This window comes from Kribbella sp. NPDC049227, from assembly GCF_043197265.1.
GTDB lineage: Bacteria > Actinomycetota > Actinomycetes > Propionibacteriales > Kribbellaceae > Kribbella.
The window spans coordinates 604,409-621,795 of the sequence record NZ_JBICST010000005.1 but is presented as its reverse complement, the minus strand read 5'-3'; the positions used below and the strand labels follow the sequence as shown (position 1 = coordinate 621,795).

Genomic DNA, 17,387 nt, shown 5'->3' with positions numbered 1-17,387 from the left:
AAGATGTGGCTGAAGTAGTCGAAAGGAGAACGATGACGCCTGAGAACGGCCTACCGGGCCGTCCGGCGCGCCTGAAGGACGTCGCGGAGCTGGCCGGGGTGTCGTTGAAGACCGTGACGAATGTGGTCCACGAGCGGCGGCACGTGAAAGCCGAGACCCGGGCCCGGGTCAAGGCCGCCATCGCCGAACTGGGCTACACCCCTTCACTGGTCGGCCGGCAACTGCAGAGCGGCCGCAGCAACATCGTCGCGCTCGCCGTACCGCGGATCGACGAGCCGTACCTGGGCGCGTTGGCGCACGCCCTGATCATGGCTGGGGAACGGCACGGGTACGCCGTCTTCACCGACGAGACCGGGCGCAGCGACGAGCACGAACTGCGTGCCGCCGGCGGATATCCCGGCCACAGCATCGACGGGGTGATCTACAGCCCGCTGGCGGTGGATCCGCGGCGGATGGCGGACATGAGCCGGTTCACCCCGATGGTGCTGCTCGGTGAGCACCTGAGTGAAGGCACCGCGGACTACGTCGCCATCGACAACGAGCAGTCCGCCCGGGATGTCGTTCGGCATCTGGCCGACGGCGGCCGGCGGCGGATCGCCTACGTCGGTGGCAATCCGTCCCGGCCGTCGAGCGTCGGCCAGCTACGGCTCGAGGGCTACCGCGCCGCGGTGCGAGAGTTGGACCTGGAGAGCCGTGACGACTGGTTGCTCCGCTGCGACCGCTACAGCCGGGAGTCGGGTTCGGCGGTGGCCGAGCAGCTACTGCCCCGGATCGGCGAGATCGACGCGTTGGTCTGCGCCAGCGACCTGCTGGCGATCGGCGCCATCCGGACCTTCATCGAGCACCAAGTCCGGGTGCCTGACGACGTGGCCGTGATCGGCTGGGACAACATCATCGACGGACGCTACCTGTCCCCCAGTCTGAGCAGTGTCGCCACCGACCTGGATCTCCTTGCGGACAAGACATTCGAGGCCTTGATCAGCAGAATCGAGGGCAACCGGGACCCGGCCCGCGTCTACACCGTCCCGCACGACATCATCATCCGCGAGTCGAGCCGGCCGGCGAACGCGACACCCGAACCGGCCTGAGGCCGGATCACGCATATCTGGGCCGTGCGTAACCCCGAGAAGTTCCGGCCGTGGACGCAGCGGTAGCGGAGTCGGTCAGGAGTGGCGGTTCTTCAGTGGGACTGAGTCGACGGTGACCGGGGCATGCACCGGGCCGCCGAGGCGGGCGGTCAGCGCATGCGCCATCCGGAGCAGCGACTCGGCGGCCTGCTTGCCTCGGTGCTGGTCCACTGCCGCTTTGACCATGCTCACGCTCAGGGCACCCACCGGGCGGCCAGATCCGTCGGTGACGGCGGCGCCGACGCAGATCATGCCCAGCGCGGTCTCCTCGTCGTCGATGGCGTAGTGGCGGGTGCGGACGTTGTCGAGGTCGCAGTTCAGGTTCGACCTGTTGGCGATGCTGTGCTGGGTCAGTACGTCGAACTGGTTGTCGGCGTACAGGATGTCGAGTTCGGGGACGGGGAGAGCGGCGAGCAGGGACTTGCCGCTGGCGGTGCAGTGGGCAGGCAGCCGCATGCCGATCTCGTAGTGCACCGCCACCGGGCGGGTGCCGTGGCGCGTGCCGACGTACAGCACGTTTCTGCCGTCGAGGATGGACAGCAGGATGGTGTCTTCCGGGAGCAGGCCCAGCTCTGCGTCCACCCGGCGGAACTCCGTGGCGATGTCGGAGCGGGCCAGATACGCGCGGCCCAGCTGGACCACCTTCCAGCCGAGCAGGTAGTGGCCGGTGCCGGAGCGCACGAGGAGCCCTGACTCGACGAGGGTGGTGCAGACCGAGAGGCAGCTGCTCTTCGGCGCCCCGATGGCGCGGGCGATCTCGCTGAGGGTCAGGCCGTTCGGCGCGTCCGACACCACCTCCAGAGCACGGGCGGCTCGGGCGACAGCTGGCACGGTGGGCTTCCCACTCACTTCGGACACGCCACGATCATCGCCGAAGCCGCCGGATCAGCAGCACCAGACCCGCCAACAGGGCCACGACGGGCGCCACTCGCTTGGCCATCGGCAGCGCCACGGCGCGGAGAACGTCGAGGGATTGTTCCGCCGGGACGCCCCCGGAGCCGTTGGCGGAGAAGCTGACAGCCCTGGCCGGGGCGTCGTCCGGCCAGGGCTCCTCAGCCAGGTTCGTGACCACTTTCTTCGGCGTCGATGCGGCGCCGTTCAGGCTGGTAGCCGCCGCGGCACGTGGCGTGACCGCGCTCGGGCGCCGTTCGCCGGCGATCTCCTTCTCCAGGTTCGTGACGAACTGGCTCAGCAGACCGTTGCTGACCTCGCCGATCACGCCCCGGCCGAACTGGCCCAGGCGACCCGAGATCGACATGTCCGTGGCGACTGCGACGTGGGTGCCGGCCGCGGCCGGCTCCAGCTGCATGGTGACCGTGGCCGACGCGCCGCCCTTGCCTCGGGTCTCGCGACCCGTCGCGTGCCACACCACCGTCCGTGCCTCGACGTCCCGTTCGACGAACCGGGCCTCGCCCTCGTACGTCGCCGCGATCGGGCCGACCTTCACCTTCAGGCCGCCGCGATACACATCGTCGGTGGTGTCGGTCAGGTTGACGCCCGGCATGCACGGGGCGATCCGCTCCAGGTCCGTGAGCACCTGCCACGCCTCGTCCACCGGTAACCGCACGTCGAACGCATGAGTCAGCTTCACGATGCCGCCGCCCCCGGGAAGCGCAGGTCGAGTCCGCCGCCGGTCTCGGCCCAGCGACTGGTCACGACCTTGCGACGGGTGAAGAACCGTACGCCGTCCTCGCCGTACTGGCCCGCGTCGCCGAACAGGGACTTCTTCCAGCCGCCGAACGGGAAGTACGGGATGGGCACCGGGATCGGGACGTTCAGGCCGATCATGCCGACCTGCACGGCGTGCTGGAACCGCCGCGCGGCCACGCCGTCCCGGGTGAACACGGACACGCCGTTGCCGTACTCGTTCGCGTTCACCAGCCCGATTGCCTCGTCGAGGCTGTCGGCCCGGAGCATGACCAGCACCGGACCGAAGATCTCGTCGCGGTAGATCGACATCGACTCGTCGACGTGGTCGAACAGGGTCGGCGCCAGGAAGTAGCCCTCGGTCGGCAACTCGGCGGCCCGGCCGTCCACGACCAGGTCCGCGCCGGCCTCGACGCCCGCGGCGACGTACCCACGCACCTTCTCGAGGTGTTCCGCCGTCACCAGCGGGCCCATGTCCGCGCCCGTCACTCGACCGTCCACCACGGACAGCTTGCCGATCCTGGCGACCAGCTTCTCCCGCAACGCGTCGCCGATGTCGCCGACCGCGACGGCGACCGAGATCGCCATGCAGCGCTCTCCCGCCGACCCGTACGCGGCCGACACCAGTGCGTCGGCTGCCGCATCGAGGTCCGCGTCCGGAAGCACCACGAGGTGGTTCTTCGCGCCGCCCAACGCCTGCACGCGTTTCCCGTGCGCCGCGGCGGTCTCGTACACGTGCCTGGCCACCGGAGTCGATCCGACGAAGCTCACCGCGGCGATGTCCGGGTGCGTCAGGATCGAGTTCACCGCGTCGGCCCCGCCGTGTACGACGTTCAGCACACCCGGCGGGAGGCCGGCCCGTTCGGCCAGTGCGGCCAGCTCGTTCGATGCCGACGGGTCCTTCTCCGAGGGCTTCAGGACGAACGCGTTGCCGCAGGCGACCGCGATCGGGAACATCCACATCGGCACCATGACGGGGAAGTTGAACGGCGTGATGCCGGCGACCACGCCGAGCGGCTGGCGGATCGAGTACGTGTCGACGCCGCGGGACACGTTCTCACTGAACTCGCCCTTCATCAGATGCGGGATGCCGGCCGCGAACTTCGCGACGTCCAAGCCGGCGTTGATCTCACCGTGCGCGTCGGCGAGCGTCTTGCCGTGCTCGGACGTGATGGTCGCCGCGAGCGCGTCGCGGTTCTCCTGCACCAGCCGGACGAAGTCCAGCAGCACCTGCTGCCGCGCGCCGAGAGACGCCGCGCCCCACTCGGCCTGCGCTTCACCGGCGACCCGGACCGCATGCGAGATCGCCTCGCCGCCGCCGAGCGCGACCCGGCCGGACACTGCGCCGAGTGCGGGATCGTGGACGTCCGCCCAGACAGGCGGCGCCTCGGCGACGGGCCCGCCGCCGATGTAGTGGTTGATCGTCTTCACGACTTGTTCCTTCCCGTCACACGCCGAGGTAGAGGTCGAGCAGGTCGTCCCGTTCGGACAGCTCACTGGTGGGTAGCTCGGCGGCGACGCTGCCGCGGTCGATGAAGTACACGCGGTCGGAGACCCGCCGCACCATGGAAAGATCCTGTTCGGCGATCAGTACGCCGACCCCACTGTCGTGCAGCAGCCGGATGATGTCGGCGACCTGCCGGACCACTCGGGGCGCGAGCCCTTCGCTCGGCTCGTCGAGCAGCAGCAGCCGAGGGTTGGTCATCAGCGCCCGGGCGATCGCGAGCATCTGCTGCTCGCCGCCGGACAGCGTGCCCGCGCGGTGACCGCTCCGTTCCGCGAGCCGCGGGAACAGGTCATGCACCTTCTTCACCGTCCAGTGCCCAGGCCGGGCGACCACGTCGAGGTGCTCGCTGACGGTGAGGCTCGGGAAGATCCGCCGGCCCTGCGGCACGTAACCGATCCCGGCCCTGGCGACGTCGTGCGGCTTACGCCCGGCCAACTCCGTCTGTCCGAACCGGACACTGCCGGCCGTGACGCGCGGCGACGACAGCGCCATCAACGCCTTGAGTGTCGTGGTCTTGCCCATGCCGTTGCGTCCGGCGAGTGCTACCGCCTCGCCCTGCGCGACGGTCAGTGCGACATCGGAGATCACCGGATGTCCCTGGTAGCCGGCGGACAGCCCGCTCACCGTGAAGGTGCTCATTCGTCGTCACCCCTTCCGAGGTACACCTCGCGGACCGCCGCGTGCGACCGGATCTCGCCGGCCGGCGCGTCCGCGACGAGCTTTCCGTTGGACAGGCACAGGACGCGGTCGACGAGCCCGAGCACGAGGTCCATGTCGTGCTCGATCAGCAGCACGGTCACGTCGTTCGGCAGGTCGCTGATCGCCTTGGAGATGATCACCCGCTCGCCCGCGCCGAGGCCGGCCGCGGGTTCGTCCAGCAGCAGGACGGACGCGCCGGTCGCGAACGTGACGGCCAGCTCGACCATGCGCTGCTGCCCGTAGCCGAGGTCGGCGACCTCGGTGTCCAGCCACTCGCCGAGCCCGAACCGCTCGACCACCTCGTCGAGCGGCCGGCCACGCGCGGCGAGCCGCAGGTTCTCCGCGACGGTCAGCGTCGTGAACAACTCGGTGATCTGGAACGTGCGGCCGATACCCATCCGGGCGCGCCTGCGGGCCGGCGTACGGGAGATGTCGCGGCCGTTGAACTTCAGGTTGCCGCTGCTGGCTCGCTCGCCGCCCGCGATCACCCGGAACAGTGTGGTCTTGCCTGCGCCGTTCGGGCCGATCACGCCGACGCGTTCGCCGGATCGCACGTCGAACGTCACGTCGTCGATGGCACGCAGGCCGCCGTACTCGCGGCCGACGCTGGTCAGTGTGAGAGTCATGGGGTCACCCCTTGGAACTCGCGGGAGAACACGGGCCGGCTCAGGTACTCGTCGTAGGACAGTCCGCCGGTGGCGCCGACGTCGGGGAACTCTTCGGTGACTGTGTTCCACGGCAGCCCGCCGGGGCCTGCTTTCACCTTGCGCAGGTACACCGTGTAGACGGGCTGGCCGCGGTCGTCGACCTTGATCGGGCCGAACACGCTGTCGGTGTAGGAGATCGTCCGCATCTTGTCGACGAAGTCGGTCGCGTCGCCGACCTTGCCGCCGTTCGCCTCGAGGGCGCGGGCGGTCCAGTCGGCCGCGAGGTAGCCGCTCGCCGCGTAGTAGCTCGGCAGCTTGCCGTACTTCTTCTGGAACGCGGCGGCGAACTTGCTGGACGCCGGCGAGTCACGGCCCTCCGCGTAGTGCCCGATCGACACCAGACCCATCGCGGACTTGCCGACACCACGCAGTACCGCCTGGTCGAACGACGGGTCGGAGCCGAGCAGCGTCATCCGTCCGTCCATGCCGAAGTCCCGCCACGCCTTGAGGAACTTGACGCTGTCCGCACCGATCAACCCGACGAACACGGCGTCCGCGTCGGATTGGCGCAACTGCGAGATGAACGGCGCGAAGTCGGAACTGCCCAGCGGCGGCCAGAGCTGTCCGGCCAGCGAGCCACCCGACGCGCTGAGCCCACTGGCGAACCCGCCGCACACCTCCTGCCCGAACGTGTAGTCCGAGCAGATCGTGACGACCTTCTTGTGTCCCGCCTCCGCGGCCCATGTGCCGAGCGGCACGTTGAACTGCGGTGCGGTACCGGTGAGCGGGAAGACGTTCGGATACGAGTCGTGCACGAAGATGTCGCTGGTGGGGATCGGATAGACCAGCGGCACCTGGGTGGTGGTGACGTAGCGGCCGAGCGCGACGCCGACGTTGCCGGCCAGCGGGCCGATCACCAGATCAGCCTGCTTTTGCTCGACGAGCCGCTTGGTGACCTGTACGCCGGTCTCCGTCGACCCCTGGTCGTCCTCGACGAGCAGGTTGACGTCCCGGCCGGCCATCTTGTTGCCGTGCTCGGCGAGCCAGAGCTGGGTGCCCTGCAACATGTCCAGCCCGGCTCCGGCCAGCGCGCCGGACAGACTGTCGACGTATCCGACGGTGATCGGACCGGTGGTCCGGTTCGCATCTGTGTCGTTGGCGAGAGCGGGTGCACACGCGGTCAGCGCGCCGGCGACCGCGACGGTGGCCGCGAGCTTCTTGGCCCGCCGGGACTTCAGCCACTGTGCGACGGTGCCGGTGATGCCGTTGCGGGCGAACAGGACCACGACGATCAGGACGATGCCCATGACGGTCGGCCAGCGCGGGGTCTCCGTGGACACCGCGGCCCGCATCACCGTCAGGAGGATCGCGCCGAGTGCGGGGCCGAGAAACATGCCGGAGCCGCCGACGATCACCATCAGCATGAACAGGATCGACGTGGACAGGTGCGCGGTCGACGGGCTGACCACCGGGTAGTAGCCGGCGTACAACACTCCGGCGATCGCAGTGACCGCGCCGGACGCGAGGTACGCGACGAACCGTTGCCCGGACGGCGCGTACCCGATGCTGGTCATCCGGGCGGCGCTGTCACGGGTGCCGCGGATGCGGATCCCGGCGCTGGACCGCAGGAACAGCCACAGCGCGGCCGCGACCACCACGAACACCGCGAGCACGAGCCAGTAGTACTGGTAGTACTCGCTGAAGCCGTCGGGCCGGACGCCGGACAGCGCGCCGTTCTCACCGCCGGTCAGCGCCGAGTACCGGTGCGCGAGGCCCCAGATGAGCATGCCGGTGGCGAGGGTGATCATCAGGAAGTACATGCCGGAGGTGCGTACGGCGGCGATCGCGAAGATCGCGGTGACGCCGATGGTGACCAGCACCGCGACCAGCGCGGAGGTGAGGAAGCCGAGGTCGTAGCGGGTCTGGGTCAGCGCCGCGGTGTACGCGCTGACCGCGAACAGCCCGGCGTGACCGACCGAGACGAGCCCGGCGTGGCCGATGAGGACGTTGAGGCCGAGTGCGACGATCGCGAAGATGATCGCCTCGGTGGCGATGCCGACCCAGTACTGGCCGGAGACGTACGGGACCACCAGGCCCACGATCGCGAGGGCGACGAGCACAGCTGCTTTTCTGGACATCAGTGCCGCCCTCCGAGAAGTCCGCGCGGCCGCACGACGAGCACGAGCAGCATCGGGCCGAACAGGATGAAGTACAGGAGGTCGGACGCCAGCGTCACACCGAAGCTGTAGACCAGGCCGACCGCGAGACCGCCGAGTACGGCGCCCTGCAGGCTGCCGAGCCCACCGACCACGACGACCACCAGCGCGAACAGCAGCATCTCCGCGTCCGCGCCGGGATAGAGGCCGAAGAACACGCCGCCGACGACGCCGCTCGCACCGGCCAGCAACGCGCCGAGCACGAACACGCCGGCCGCGACCCGCCGTACGTTGACGCCGAGCGCGTCGAGCATCTCCTCGTCGTCGACACCGGCACGGATGATCGCGCCGACCTTGGTGCGCTTGAGCAGCACCCACAACCCGATCGCGACGACGACGGCGGCGACGATCACGGCGATCCGGAACTTCGGCACGACGACCTCACCCATGGAGACACTGCCGGCGAGCGCGTCCGGCGGGTCGATGGTGAGCGAGTCGCCGCCGAACCGCGCCAGCGCGAGGTCGGCGAGCACGAGTGAGATGCCGACCGACAGCAGTACCTCTGACAGCTCCATCCCACGGACCCGCCGATAGACGACGCGTTCGAGGATGCCGCCGCCGACCGCGACGCCGAGCGCCCCGACCAGCAGTGCCAGCAGCCAGCTGCCGGTCGCGCCGAGCGTGACCAGGCCGAGGTAGCCGCCCCAGAGGTAGAAGGTGCCGTGCGCCAGGTTGAGTACGCCCATCAGGCTGAAGATCAGCGTGAAGCCGCTGGCGACGAGGAAGAGCAGACCGGCGAAACTGAGGCCGTTGAACGTGGTGAGAAGTAACTCGCTCCCGGACATCACTGTCCCTTCTGGAGAGTGGGTAGGGGTGGGAGGCTCGGTGTGTCCGGGTCATCCGGCCACTTCGCCCCCGCGGCCTCGTCCAGAGCGCGCAGCACCCGTTCCGGTGTGATCGGTTGGTGCCACACGCGAGCGTTCCGTTGCGCCAACGCGTTGTTGACCGCGTTGTGTACGGCGGCGGGCGCGCCTGCCGCGCCCGCCTCGCCTGCGCCTTTCGTGCCGAGCTTGGTGTTGGGGCTCGGAGTCTGGATGTGCGTGACGTCGATGTCCGGCAGTTCCGGACCCGTCGGCAGCAGGTAGTCCAGCAGCGTGGAGGTCAGCAGCTGCCCGTTCTCGTCGTAGTACAGCCGTTCGTACAGCGCACCGCCGACGCCCTGGACGACGCCGCCGCGGACCTGACCGTCCACGATGGTCGGGTTGATCAGGACACCGCAGTCCTCGACGCAGTAGTAGTCGACGAGGTGAACGATGCCGGTGTCCTCCTCGACCTCCACCACCGCCGCGTGCGCGCCGTTGTTGAAGGTGACGTTCGGGCCGACGTACTCACCGACCACCGACAGCCCGATCCGCAGTTCCTCCGGCAGCTTGTGTGTGCGCCAGTGCGCCGCCTCGGCGACCTCCTGGATCCCCATCCGCACAGTCGGTACGCCGCTGACGCGCACCGACCCGTCCGTCAGTTCGAGGTCACTCGGATCGATCTCGAGCAGGTGACCCGCGATCGCCAGCACGCGGTCCCGCACCTCGCGGGCCGCCGACGCCGCGGCGCCGGAGCTGACCACCGCGGAGCGGGACGCCCAAACGCCGGTCCCGTGCGGCACGGTCTTCGTGTCGCCGGAGATCACCGTGATGCGGTCGAACGAGACGCCGAGGTGATCGGCGACCACCTGCGCGGCCGTCGTGTGGAGACCTTGCCCCTGACCCGGCGTACCGAGCAGCACGGTCACCGAGCCGTCCGCCTCGACGCGGACCTCCACCTGGTCGTGCGCGGTGATCGGCGCGCCGCGGGCGCCGTAGAACGCGACGCCGGGCGCGGTGACCTCGACGAAGCACGACAGCCCGATGCCGAGCAGCCTGCCGGGCGCCGGTTCGCGCGCCGGGATTCGCTCGAGCAGCCGGGCGAAGGCCTCCTGATGCGAGCCGGAGTCGTAGACGTGACCGGTGATCGACGTGTACGGCAGCTCGTCGGGTGCGATCAGGTTGCGATGCCGCAGCTCGGCGGGGTCCATGGCCAGGCGCCGGGCGGCCTCGTCGAGCACCGCCTCCATCACGAGGATCGCGACCGGGTGGCCGACTCCGCGGTACACCGCGAGCGGGGCCTTGTTGGTGATCGCGACCCGCAGGTGTCCGGCGTACGCCGGGACCCGGTACGGGCCGGGCATGATCGTCGCGACCTGAACGCCCTCGGTCACCATGCTGCGCGGATAGACGGAGAACGCGCCACCGTCGCTGACGACCTCCGAACGCAGGCCCAGGATCGTGCCGTCCTTGGACAGCGCGAGCGCCACCGAGACGCGTTCGTCGCGAGACTGTGTGTCGGACTGCAGCGCCTCCACCCGGTCCTGGATCCACTTCACCGGCCGGCCGAGCAGGATCGACGCGACACACGTGGCGAGCTCGTCCGGATACACGTGCGCCTTCATGCCGAACGCGCCGCCGACCTCGTCGGTGAGGATCCGCACGTTCGCCTCGCGCAGGCCGAGCAGTTCGGCGAACGTCGACTGCAGCATGTGCGGCGCCTGCGTGGACAGCCGCACGGTCAGCGATCGCGCGGTCGGATCGAACTCCGCGACCGCGCCGCGCGGCTCGATCGCGGTCGCCGTGTGCCGGGCGGTGGAGATGCCGACCTCGACGATCTCGTCCGCTGCCGCGAACGCCGCGGCCACATCGCCGCCGCCGAAGTTGCCCTCGAACGCGAGGTTCGTGCCGAGCTCCTCGTGCACGAACCCCGAGGTGGCCGTCACCGCCGCCACCGAGTCCACGACCGCGGGCAACTCGTCGTACTCCGCCTCGATCAGCTCGAGCGCATCCTCGGCGACCGCTCTGCTCTCGGCGACGACGATCGCGACCGGTTCGCCGACGTAGTGGACCTTGCCGGTGGCGAGCGGCCGCTGGTCGCCGGACACGAGCCCGGGCCAGTCGAGCAGCCCCTTCCACGACCGGCACACCTTGTTGACGTCGTCGGCCGTGAACACCGCGTGTACGCCGTCGAGCGCGCGGGCCGCGTCGGCGTCGAGCCGGGTGATCGTTCCGTGGGCGAGCGGCGCGCGGACGAACGCGGCGTGCAGGCAGCGGGCCGGCGTCACGTCGTCGGCGTACTTCCCTCGACCGAGCAGGATCTTCGGGTCCTCGACGCGCCGTACGCGCCGGCCGACCCACGTCGAGGTGTCGACGGCTGTCGTGTTGTCACTCATGCCGGCTCCGCTCCTCGGAGTACTCCACGACCGCGTCGACGATCGGCTGGTAGCCGGTGCAGCGGCAGATGTTGCCGGACAGCCGCTCCCGGATCCGCTCGCGCGACATCGTCGGCTCCTCCTCGACAGCGACGATGCCGGCCATCAGGAATCCCGACGTACAGAACCCGCACTGCAGCGCCTGGTGCTGCCAGAACTTCTCCTGCAAGGGATGCATGACCGCCTCGTTGCCGTCCCGTTCGGCAAGACCCTCGACTGTCTCGACGGCGGCGCCGTCGGCCTGCACCGCGAGCGTCAGACAGCTCCGCACGGGCGCGCCGTCGAGCAGCACTGTGCAGGCGCCGCACACACCGTGCTCGCAACCGAGGTGCGTGCCGGTCAGGCGCAGGTCGTGCCGGAGGCAGTCGGCGAGCGTGGTGCGCGGCGTGACCCGCGCGGTCTCCCGATGCCCGTTCACCGTCATGGACACGGGTGCCGGCTCGTTGGCGTCACGCATGGGTTATCTCCAAAGGCAGCGCTGCTCGCAGTGACTTCTCGACGAGGCGAACCCCGGCCTTGCGCCGGTATGTCGCGGATCCGTGCAGGTCACCGACCACGTGGAAGCCGTCGAACGCGTACGCGGCGGCCTCGGTCAGCACCTGCGGGGTCAGTTCCGCGCCGACCAGTACCTGTTCGGCGACCGTGGCCCGCTTGGCGGTGCCGGCCACCCCGAACAGGGCGATGCGGGCGTCGGTGCAGCGTCCGTCCGGCCCGGCGTCGAGCACGGTGATGACGCCGACCAGCGCGAAGTCGCCGTCGCGGCGGGCGATCTCGAGCACGGACGCCCGAGCGGTCGGGGCCAGCTCCGGCAGCTCGATGCCGGCGACCAGCTCGCCCTCCTCGAGCACCGTCAGATACGGGCCGAGGAAGAAGTCCGCGGCGGCCACCCTGCGTCTGCGGGTGTCGCTCGCGACCCGCACCGCACCATCCAGCGCCAGCAGCAATGCGGGCAGCTCGGCAGCCGGGTCGGCGTGCGCGACGGCGCCGCAGACGGTCCCTCGGGTTCGGATCTCGACGTGGCCGACCTTGGCGAGGCACTCGGTCAGCAACGGATGTCCGGCCGACTGTTCGGCGGTGCGGGCGGTCACGGCGGCCGAAACCACCGCCCGCCCGTTCTGGATGGCATGACCGCTCAGGTCAGCGGCTTTGGAGATGTCGACGAGCAGAGCCGGCTGCGACATGCGCAGGGCCATCACCGGCAGCAGGCTCTGCCCGCCTGCTAGCACCCGCGCGTCCGCGCCGTGGCTCGCCAGCAGCGCCGTCGCCTCCTCGAGGGACTCGGCTCGCTGGTACGCGAACGCGGGCAGTTTCACGACTGCAACCTCCGTTGTTCAGAATGCTGAACGCAGTGCCGTTTATGGAACACACAGCTTGGCGAGGGTCGCGTCGGGTGTCAAGATCCCGTGGATTCACGTGTGGCCGAATGGCTGGCGGGCCACCGAGGCGCCGCGGCAGGATCGCGGTATGCCTGAGTTCTCGATCCTGGCGGCGTACGTCGCTGCCGTCGCGGTGATCACCGTTGTCCCGGGACCAGGGCAGGCGGTGATGATCACGAAGAGCGTCGGCGCGGGACGATCCGCGGCTTTTGCCACGGCTCTGGGACTGGAGACCGGCACGATGGTGCACTGTCTGCTGGCGGCGTTCGGCCTGTCCGCCGTCCTTGCCCAGGTCCCAGTGGCCTTCGTCGTCGTCAAGGTCATCGGGGCGGCGTACCTGATCGGGCTCGGACTCCGGTCCCTCTTCGGACGGACGGCATCCCATCGGGACAGCTCTGATCCGGCCCCGGACGCCGGGTGGGCGACGGACTATCGGCGGGCGGTGACGATCGGCGTACTCAACCCGAAGGTCGCCCTGTTCTTCCTGGCTTTCCTGCCCCAGTTCGTCCAGCCCGCGCGTGGTCTGGTGATCGTGCAGTTCCTCGTGCTCGGGGTGGTGTTCTGCACGATCGGTCTTTGTTTCAACGTGATCATCACGTTCGCCGGCGACCTGATCGGACGCCGGATCCGGGACAGTCGCCGGTGGCAGGCCTGGACACGCCGCGTCAGTGGCGTGGTGATGGTGCTGCTGGGCATCAGACTCGCCGCGCAACGAGTGTGACCGCGGCGGCAAGACGGTCCCGGAGCCGGGCTGCTCGGTTCGGCAGGCCGGCTCCGGGGGTGGATCAACTGATTCGGACCGGCTCTCGGTCCTCGGTGTGCTGTGGCTTCTGCTGGGCGTCGCCGTGGCCGGGCCACCAGGCGCGGTGGCCGATCAGGGCGGTCAGCGCCGGGGTGAAGAACATCGCCATGACGAACGCCGCGATCGCGATGCCGACCGAGATGGCGAAGCCCATCTGCGCCAGCGTCGAGTTGCCGGCCAGCATCATCGAGGCGAAGGTGCCCGCCAGGATGACGCCCGCCGCGGCGATGGTCGGGCCGGTGTGGTGCAGGGCCAGGGCCGCGGCTTCCCTTGGATCGCGGCCCTCCCGCGCCTCTTCCCGCAGTCGGGCCACCATCAGGATGTTGTAGTCGGTGCCTAGGGCAACCACGAAGAGGTACATGATCACCGGCAGCGTGAAGATGAGCCCGCTCTCGCCCCGCAGATGCTGGAACACCATGACGGTCGCACCCAACGTGGCCCCGAAGCCCAGGAACACCGACGCCATCAGGTACCACGGCGCCACCAGGCTGCGCAGCAGCAGCGCCAGCACGATCATGATCAGGACCGCCGCCAACGGGAACACGACCTTGTAGTCGTGGTTCATCGCATCCTGGAAGTCGACGAACACCGACGTCAGGCCACCGACCACCGCGGTGGTCCCGGGTGGCGCCGCCTCGTGGACCGCAGTACGGAGCGGTCCCCGGACAGTCTCGATCGCCTGGTCCGATTCGGGCGCGGTCTTCAGCGTGACCTGGAAGTGGGCGACCGATTTGTCCTGCGACAGCGTGGGTTCCGAGACCTCGCCGACACCGTCGACCCGGGTCAGCTCGGTGCGATAGGTGTCGAGCTGGGTCTTGTTCAGCGGGTTCGGTGACTGCAGCAGCACGTCCGACGGCTGGGTGACGCCGGCGGGCAGGCCCTTGAGCAGTTCCTTGCTGTACGTCGTGGACTCGGAGGTGTCGGAGGTCGAGCCCGAGGTGAGATCGAACGTCGGGTTGAACCCGATGGCGAAGACACCCAGCACGATCAACAGACCACCAGAGGCCGCCGCGAACACCGCCGGACGACGACCGAGCCCGCGACCGAGCCTGGCGAACGAGGCCCCCTTCGGCTCGACGCGCCAGGCCTTCGACGGCCAGAACACCTTCGTGCCCAGCAGCGAGACGATCGCCGGCACCAGGGTGAGCCCGGCCAGCAGTGCCACCGCCACCGCGATCGCCAGCGCCGGTCCGAGCGAGCGGAACAGGCCGAGGGTCGACAGCGTGAGTGCCATGAAGGCGATGATCACCGCGCCGGCGGCCGACGTGATCGCCTCACCGACCCGGGTGACGGCGTTGATCATCGCGGTCTTCGGATCCTCCCCTGCCCGCAGCCGTTCGCGGTAGCGGAACATCAGGAACAGGATGTAGTCGGTACCGACCCCGAACAGCACCACCAGCAGGATGGGACTGACCGAGGGGTCGATCTTCAGGTCGAACGCCTTGCTCACCATGGCGATCAGGCCGTTGACGACCGAGGAGATCGCCCCGATCACCACGACCGGCAGCAGCGCGATGACCGGACTGCGGAAGATCACCAGCAACAGCACCAGAATCAGCGCCACGGTGGCGATCCCGACGATGGCCAGGCCCTTGGTCGAGGACTCCTGCGCGTCGAGGGCCTGCGCGGCCGAACCGGTGACGCCGGCCTTCAGGTCGGTGCCGTCGACCTTGTCCTGCAACGCCGTACGCAGCGCCTTGACCGCGTCGCTCTGCCTGGTGTCGCTGGGGTTCGTGACCTTCGTCATCTGCACCGCGGCGATCTGGATCAGCCGGTTGTCCGGCGGTGGGACCGCCTGGATCCCGGTGACGTCCTTCAGTTTCGCCTGGTTCAGCTGCCCGGTGACGGATTCGACCGTTGCCGCGTCGGCCGCGGTGAGCGGCGCGCCGTCAGATCGTTCGAACACCACGATCGCGGCCGGCGCGGCAGCGTTGGGGAAGGCCTTCTCCTGCAGCTTGGCCGCCTGGATCGACTCGTAGTGCGACGGCAGGAAGGCGGATTGGTCCGTGGTCGAGTTCAGTGCCGGGGCCGTCGCGACGACCCCGATGATGATCACCACCCAGGCGCCGATCGTACGCCAGGGATGGCGAACGACCAGCGAGCCTAGTCGTGCGAACATGACAGATCCTTTCAAGAACTTGTTCAGTGGAACTCAGAGTTGTTGCCACGACCCTCGCGGACGGACCTGACATGCGACTGACACGCCGCAGACACAGGCCGGGGGCCGGTGTGTCTAGCTGATCTTGCGCCGGTACAGCGCGACCGCGAGGGCATAGGCGGCGACCAGGAGGCCGACGCACCAGGCCAGGGCGACCCAGATGTCGGAGCCGACCGGTTGCCCGGCGAACAGCGCGCGGATCGTGTTGACGATGGACGTCACCGGCTGGTTCTCGGCGAAGGCGCGCACCGGGCCCGGCATGGTCTCGGTGGGCACGAACGCCGAACTGAGGAACGGCAGGAAGATGAGCGGGTACGAGAACGCGCTCGCGCCGTCCACCGACTTGGCGGACAGGCCCGCGACGACGGCCAGCCAGGTCACCGCGAGGGTGAAGAGGGTGAGGATCCCGGCCACCGCGAGCCAGGCCGCCACTCCCGCTCCGGTGCGGAAGCCCATGACGAGGGCGACGCCCACAACGATCACGAGTGAGATCAGGTTGGCGACGACCGAGGTCAGCACGTGTCCCCACAACACGCCCGACCGCGCGATCGGCAGGGACTGGAAACGCTCGAAGATCCCGCTCTGCAGATCCGTGAAGAGCCGGAATGCGGTGTAGGCGACGCCGGACGCGATCGTGATGAGCAGGATGCCGGGCAGCAGGTAGTTCACGTACGACGTCGACCCCGTGTCGATCGCGCCGCCGAACACGTAGACGAACAGCAGCATCATCGCGATCGGCATGAGTGCGGTGGTGATGATGGTGTCCGGGCTGCGGGTGATGTGCCGCAGGGACCGGCCGGTGAGTACGGCGGTGTCGCCGAAGAGACGCGTGGCCATGGTTGTCCTTACTTGTCCGTGCCGACCAGGGTGAGGAACACGTCCTCGAGGGTCGGCTGCTTCTCGACGTACTCGACCTTGGCCGGCGGGAGGAGTTGCCTCAGTTCGGCGAGGGTGCCGTTGACGATGATGTGGCCCTGGTGGAGGATCGCGATCCGGTCGGCGAGTTTCTCGGCCTCGTCCAGGTACTGGGTGGTGAGCAGCACCGTCGTTCCGTGCTCGGCGAGTTCCTTGACGCTGTTCCACACCTCGATCCGCGCCTGCGGGTCGAGTCCGGTGGTCGGCTCGTCGAGGAAGATGACCGGCGGATCCCCGATCAGGCTCATGGCGATGTCGAGGCGGCGACGCATGCCGCCCGAGTACGTCGCAACCCGCCGCCCGCCCGCCTCGGTCAGCGAGAACCGGGCGAGCAGATCGTCCGCGATCGCGCCCGGGTCGTCGAGGTGCCGCAACTTGGCGATCAGCACGAGATTCTCCCGCCCGCTGAGGATCTCGTCGACGGCGGCGAACTGGCCTGTCAGGCTGAACGACTCCCGGACCTTGTCCGGTTGGGTCGCGACGTCGAAGCCGTTCACCGTGGCTGTCCCCGCGTCGGCCTTGAGCAGCGTGGACAGGATCCGCACGACCGTCGTCTTGCCCGCCCCGTTCGAGCCGAGCAGGGCGAAGATGCTCCCCCGCCGCACGTCGAAGTCCACGCCGCGCAGTACCTGCAGTTCCTTGTACGACTTCTCCAGGCCCTGCACCTGGATGACGGACTGAGTCGTCATCAAACCGGCCTCTCGTCTTCTCCGGCAGCGTCTGCGATGGCTTTGTTCAGCCGGTTCTGCTCGCGGATTCGCCACTGCCCGTCCGGATAGTTCTGAACGAATGTCTCGACGAACTCCACCGGGTCCTGCCCGACGATGTCGCGGATCGGTGTCCTGGCCGCGGCGCTCTGCTCGAACAGGTCGATGAGGTCCTCGTACATCGTGGTCAAACCGGCCTCGCCCCGCCCGAAGTACATCAAGTACCGCTCGATGGCTTCGACCGCCGTGCGATAGTTCGCCGGAAGCCGGCGGGTGCGTGCCTTGTACTGCCGCCATCGCTTCTTCTCGTCGAGCGGTCCGGTGACCTTCTCGATCCATCGTGCAGCCATT

Annotated in this window: 16 protein-coding genes; 2 read left to right on the top strand and 14 right to left on the bottom strand. The window is 69.0% G+C overall.

Features of this window, described 5'->3' with window-relative positions; translation table 11 throughout:
• Nucleotides 1–32: 32 nt before the first annotated feature.
• Nucleotides 33–1,088, top strand: a complete 1,056-nt coding sequence (locus ACGFH6_RS25270) for a LacI family DNA-binding transcriptional regulator (protein ID WP_393388327.1) — start codon at nucleotides 33–35, stop codon at nucleotides 1,086–1,088.
• 75 nt (nucleotides 1,089–1,163) lie between these two features.
• On the opposite strand, the gene ACGFH6_RS25265 is transcribed toward ACGFH6_RS25270, so the two are convergent.
• Genes ACGFH6_RS25265 through ACGFH6_RS25220 form a run of 10 tightly spaced genes read right to left on the bottom strand, consistent with a single transcriptional unit; the run spans nucleotide 1,164 to nucleotide 12,391 of the window.
• Nucleotides 1,164–1,985 carry an IclR family transcriptional regulator gene (locus tag ACGFH6_RS25265; RefSeq protein WP_393388324.1) on the bottom strand — a complete coding sequence of 274 codons (822 nt, stop codon included), beginning with the start codon at nucleotides 1,983–1,985 and terminating at the stop codon, nucleotides 1,164–1,166.
• A gap of 7 nt (nucleotides 1,986–1,992) precedes the next feature.
• Nucleotides 1,993–2,718 carry an SRPBCC family protein gene (locus tag ACGFH6_RS25260; protein WP_393388321.1) on the bottom strand — a complete coding sequence of 242 codons (726 nt, stop codon included), beginning with the start codon at nucleotides 2,716–2,718 and terminating at the stop codon, nucleotides 1,993–1,995.
• Nucleotides 2,715–4,205 (bottom strand): CoA-acylating methylmalonate-semialdehyde dehydrogenase, encoded by a 1,491-nt coding sequence (locus ACGFH6_RS25255; RefSeq protein ID WP_393388318.1) that lies wholly within the window; start codon nucleotides 4,203–4,205, stop codon nucleotides 2,715–2,717. Before ACGFH6_RS25255 ends, ACGFH6_RS25260 begins: the two co-directional genes overlap by 4 nt.
• Nucleotides 4,206–4,221: 16 nt before the next feature.
• Entirely contained in the window at nucleotides 4,222–4,920 is a 699-nt protein-coding gene (locus ACGFH6_RS25250) for an ABC transporter ATP-binding protein (protein ID WP_393388315.1), read from the bottom strand.
• On the bottom strand, nucleotides 4,917–5,606 hold the full coding sequence (locus tag ACGFH6_RS25245) for an ABC transporter ATP-binding protein (protein ID WP_393388313.1): 690 nt from the start codon (nucleotides 5,604–5,606) through the stop codon (nucleotides 4,917–4,919). Before ACGFH6_RS25245 ends, ACGFH6_RS25250 begins: the two co-directional genes overlap by 4 nt.
• Nucleotides 5,603–7,765, bottom strand: coding sequence for an ABC transporter substrate-binding protein (locus ACGFH6_RS25240; protein ID WP_393388310.1), 2,163 nt, complete (start codon nucleotides 7,763–7,765; stop codon nucleotides 5,603–5,605). The genes ACGFH6_RS25245 and ACGFH6_RS25240 overlap by 4 nt, the downstream gene beginning before the upstream one ends.
• Entirely contained in the window at nucleotides 7,765–8,628 is an 864-nt protein-coding gene (locus ACGFH6_RS25235; protein WP_393388308.1) for a branched-chain amino acid ABC transporter permease, read from the bottom strand. Before ACGFH6_RS25235 ends, ACGFH6_RS25240 begins: the two co-directional genes overlap by 1 nt.
• Nucleotides 8,628–11,039: a xanthine dehydrogenase family protein molybdopterin-binding subunit gene (locus tag ACGFH6_RS25230; protein ID WP_393388305.1), complete on the bottom strand. Its 2,412-nt coding sequence runs from the start codon at nucleotides 11,037–11,039 to the stop codon at nucleotides 8,628–8,630. Before ACGFH6_RS25230 ends, ACGFH6_RS25235 begins: the two co-directional genes overlap by 1 nt.
• Nucleotides 11,032–11,535 (bottom strand): (2Fe-2S)-binding protein, encoded by a 504-nt coding sequence (locus tag ACGFH6_RS25225; protein WP_393388303.1) that lies wholly within the window; start codon nucleotides 11,533–11,535, stop codon nucleotides 11,032–11,034. Before ACGFH6_RS25225 ends, ACGFH6_RS25230 begins: the two co-directional genes overlap by 8 nt.
• Nucleotides 11,528–12,391 (bottom strand): FAD binding domain-containing protein, encoded by an 864-nt coding sequence (locus ACGFH6_RS25220; RefSeq protein WP_393388300.1) that lies wholly within the window; start codon nucleotides 12,389–12,391, stop codon nucleotides 11,528–11,530. Before ACGFH6_RS25220 ends, ACGFH6_RS25225 begins: the two co-directional genes overlap by 8 nt.
• Before the next feature lie 151 nt (nucleotides 12,392–12,542).
• Here ACGFH6_RS25220 and ACGFH6_RS25215 point away from each other — a divergent pair, with 151 nt between their 5' ends.
• The gene (locus ACGFH6_RS25215; protein ID WP_393388298.1) at nucleotides 12,543–13,175 is read left to right on the top strand and encodes a LysE family translocator; all 633 of its coding nucleotides are present in this window, start codon (nucleotides 12,543–12,545) and stop codon (nucleotides 13,173–13,175) included.
• A 64-nt stretch (nucleotides 13,176–13,239) separates the two neighbouring features.
• On the opposite strand, the gene ACGFH6_RS25210 is transcribed toward ACGFH6_RS25215, so the two are convergent.
• The 4 genes from ACGFH6_RS25210 to ACGFH6_RS25195 all read right to left on the bottom strand — a co-directional run bounded on the left by ACGFH6_RS25210 (nucleotide 13,240) and on the right by ACGFH6_RS25195 (nucleotide 17,386).
• The gene (locus ACGFH6_RS25210; RefSeq protein ID WP_393388297.1) at nucleotides 13,240–15,375 is read right to left on the bottom strand and encodes an MMPL family transporter; all 2,136 of its coding nucleotides are present in this window, start codon (nucleotides 15,373–15,375) and stop codon (nucleotides 13,240–13,242) included.
• 114 nt (nucleotides 15,376–15,489) lie between these two features.
• A complete protein-coding gene (locus tag ACGFH6_RS25205) occupies nucleotides 15,490–16,251 on the bottom strand; it encodes an ABC transporter permease (RefSeq protein ID WP_393388294.1) in 762 nt (253 codons plus the stop codon).
• 8 nt (nucleotides 16,252–16,259) lie between these two features.
• Nucleotides 16,260–17,018 (bottom strand): ABC transporter ATP-binding protein, encoded by a 759-nt coding sequence (locus ACGFH6_RS25200; protein ID WP_393388291.1) that lies wholly within the window; start codon nucleotides 17,016–17,018, stop codon nucleotides 16,260–16,262.
• Nucleotides 17,018–17,386, bottom strand: coding sequence for a DUF1048 domain-containing protein (locus ACGFH6_RS25195; protein WP_393388288.1), 369 nt, complete (start codon nucleotides 17,384–17,386; stop codon nucleotides 17,018–17,020). Before ACGFH6_RS25195 ends, ACGFH6_RS25200 begins: the two co-directional genes overlap by 1 nt.
• Between the last annotated feature and the right edge of the window lies 1 nt (nucleotide 17,387).

What these genes read in the sequence shown, in the direction of transcription:
- ACGFH6_RS25235 (WP_393388308.1), bottom strand. Translation starts at nt 8,628, where the DNA reads ATGTCCGGGAGCGAGTTACTTCTCACCACGTTCAACGGCCTCAGTTTC.
- ACGFH6_RS25230 (WP_393388305.1), bottom strand. Translation starts at nt 11,039, where the DNA reads ATGAGTGACAACACGACAGCCGTCGACACCTCGACGTGGGTCGGCCGG.
- ACGFH6_RS25210 (WP_393388297.1), bottom strand. Translation starts at nt 15,375, where the DNA reads ATGTTCGCACGACTAGGCTCGCTGGTCGTTCGCCATCCCTGGCGTACG.
- ACGFH6_RS25245 (WP_393388313.1), bottom strand. Translation starts at nt 5,606, where the DNA reads ATGACTCTCACACTGACCAGCGTCGGCCGCGAGTACGGCGGCCTGCGT.
- ACGFH6_RS25205 (WP_393388294.1), bottom strand. Translation starts at nt 16,251, where the DNA reads ATGGCCACGCGTCTCTTCGGCGACACCGCCGTACTCACCGGCCGGTCC.
- ACGFH6_RS25270 (WP_393388327.1), top strand. Translation starts at nt 33, where the DNA reads ATGACGCCTGAGAACGGCCTACCGGGCCGTCCGGCGCGCCTGAAGGAC.
- ACGFH6_RS25225 (WP_393388303.1), bottom strand. Translation starts at nt 11,535, where the DNA reads ATGCGTGACGCCAACGAGCCGGCACCCGTGTCCATGACGGTGAACGGG.
- ACGFH6_RS25200 (WP_393388291.1), bottom strand. Translation starts at nt 17,018, where the DNA reads ATGACGACTCAGTCCGTCATCCAGGTGCAGGGCCTGGAGAAGTCGTAC.
- ACGFH6_RS25195 (WP_393388288.1), bottom strand. Translation starts at nt 17,386, where the DNA reads ATGGCTGCACGATGGATCGAGAAGGTCACCGGACCGCTCGACGAGAAG.
- ACGFH6_RS25250 (WP_393388315.1), bottom strand. Translation starts at nt 4,920, where the DNA reads ATGAGCACCTTCACGGTGAGCGGGCTGTCCGCCGGCTACCAGGGACAT.
- ACGFH6_RS25240 (WP_393388310.1), bottom strand. Translation starts at nt 7,765, where the DNA reads ATGTCCAGAAAAGCAGCTGTGCTCGTCGCCCTCGCGATCGTGGGCCTG.
- ACGFH6_RS25215 (WP_393388298.1), top strand. Translation starts at nt 12,543, where the DNA reads ATGCCTGAGTTCTCGATCCTGGCGGCGTACGTCGCTGCCGTCGCGGTG.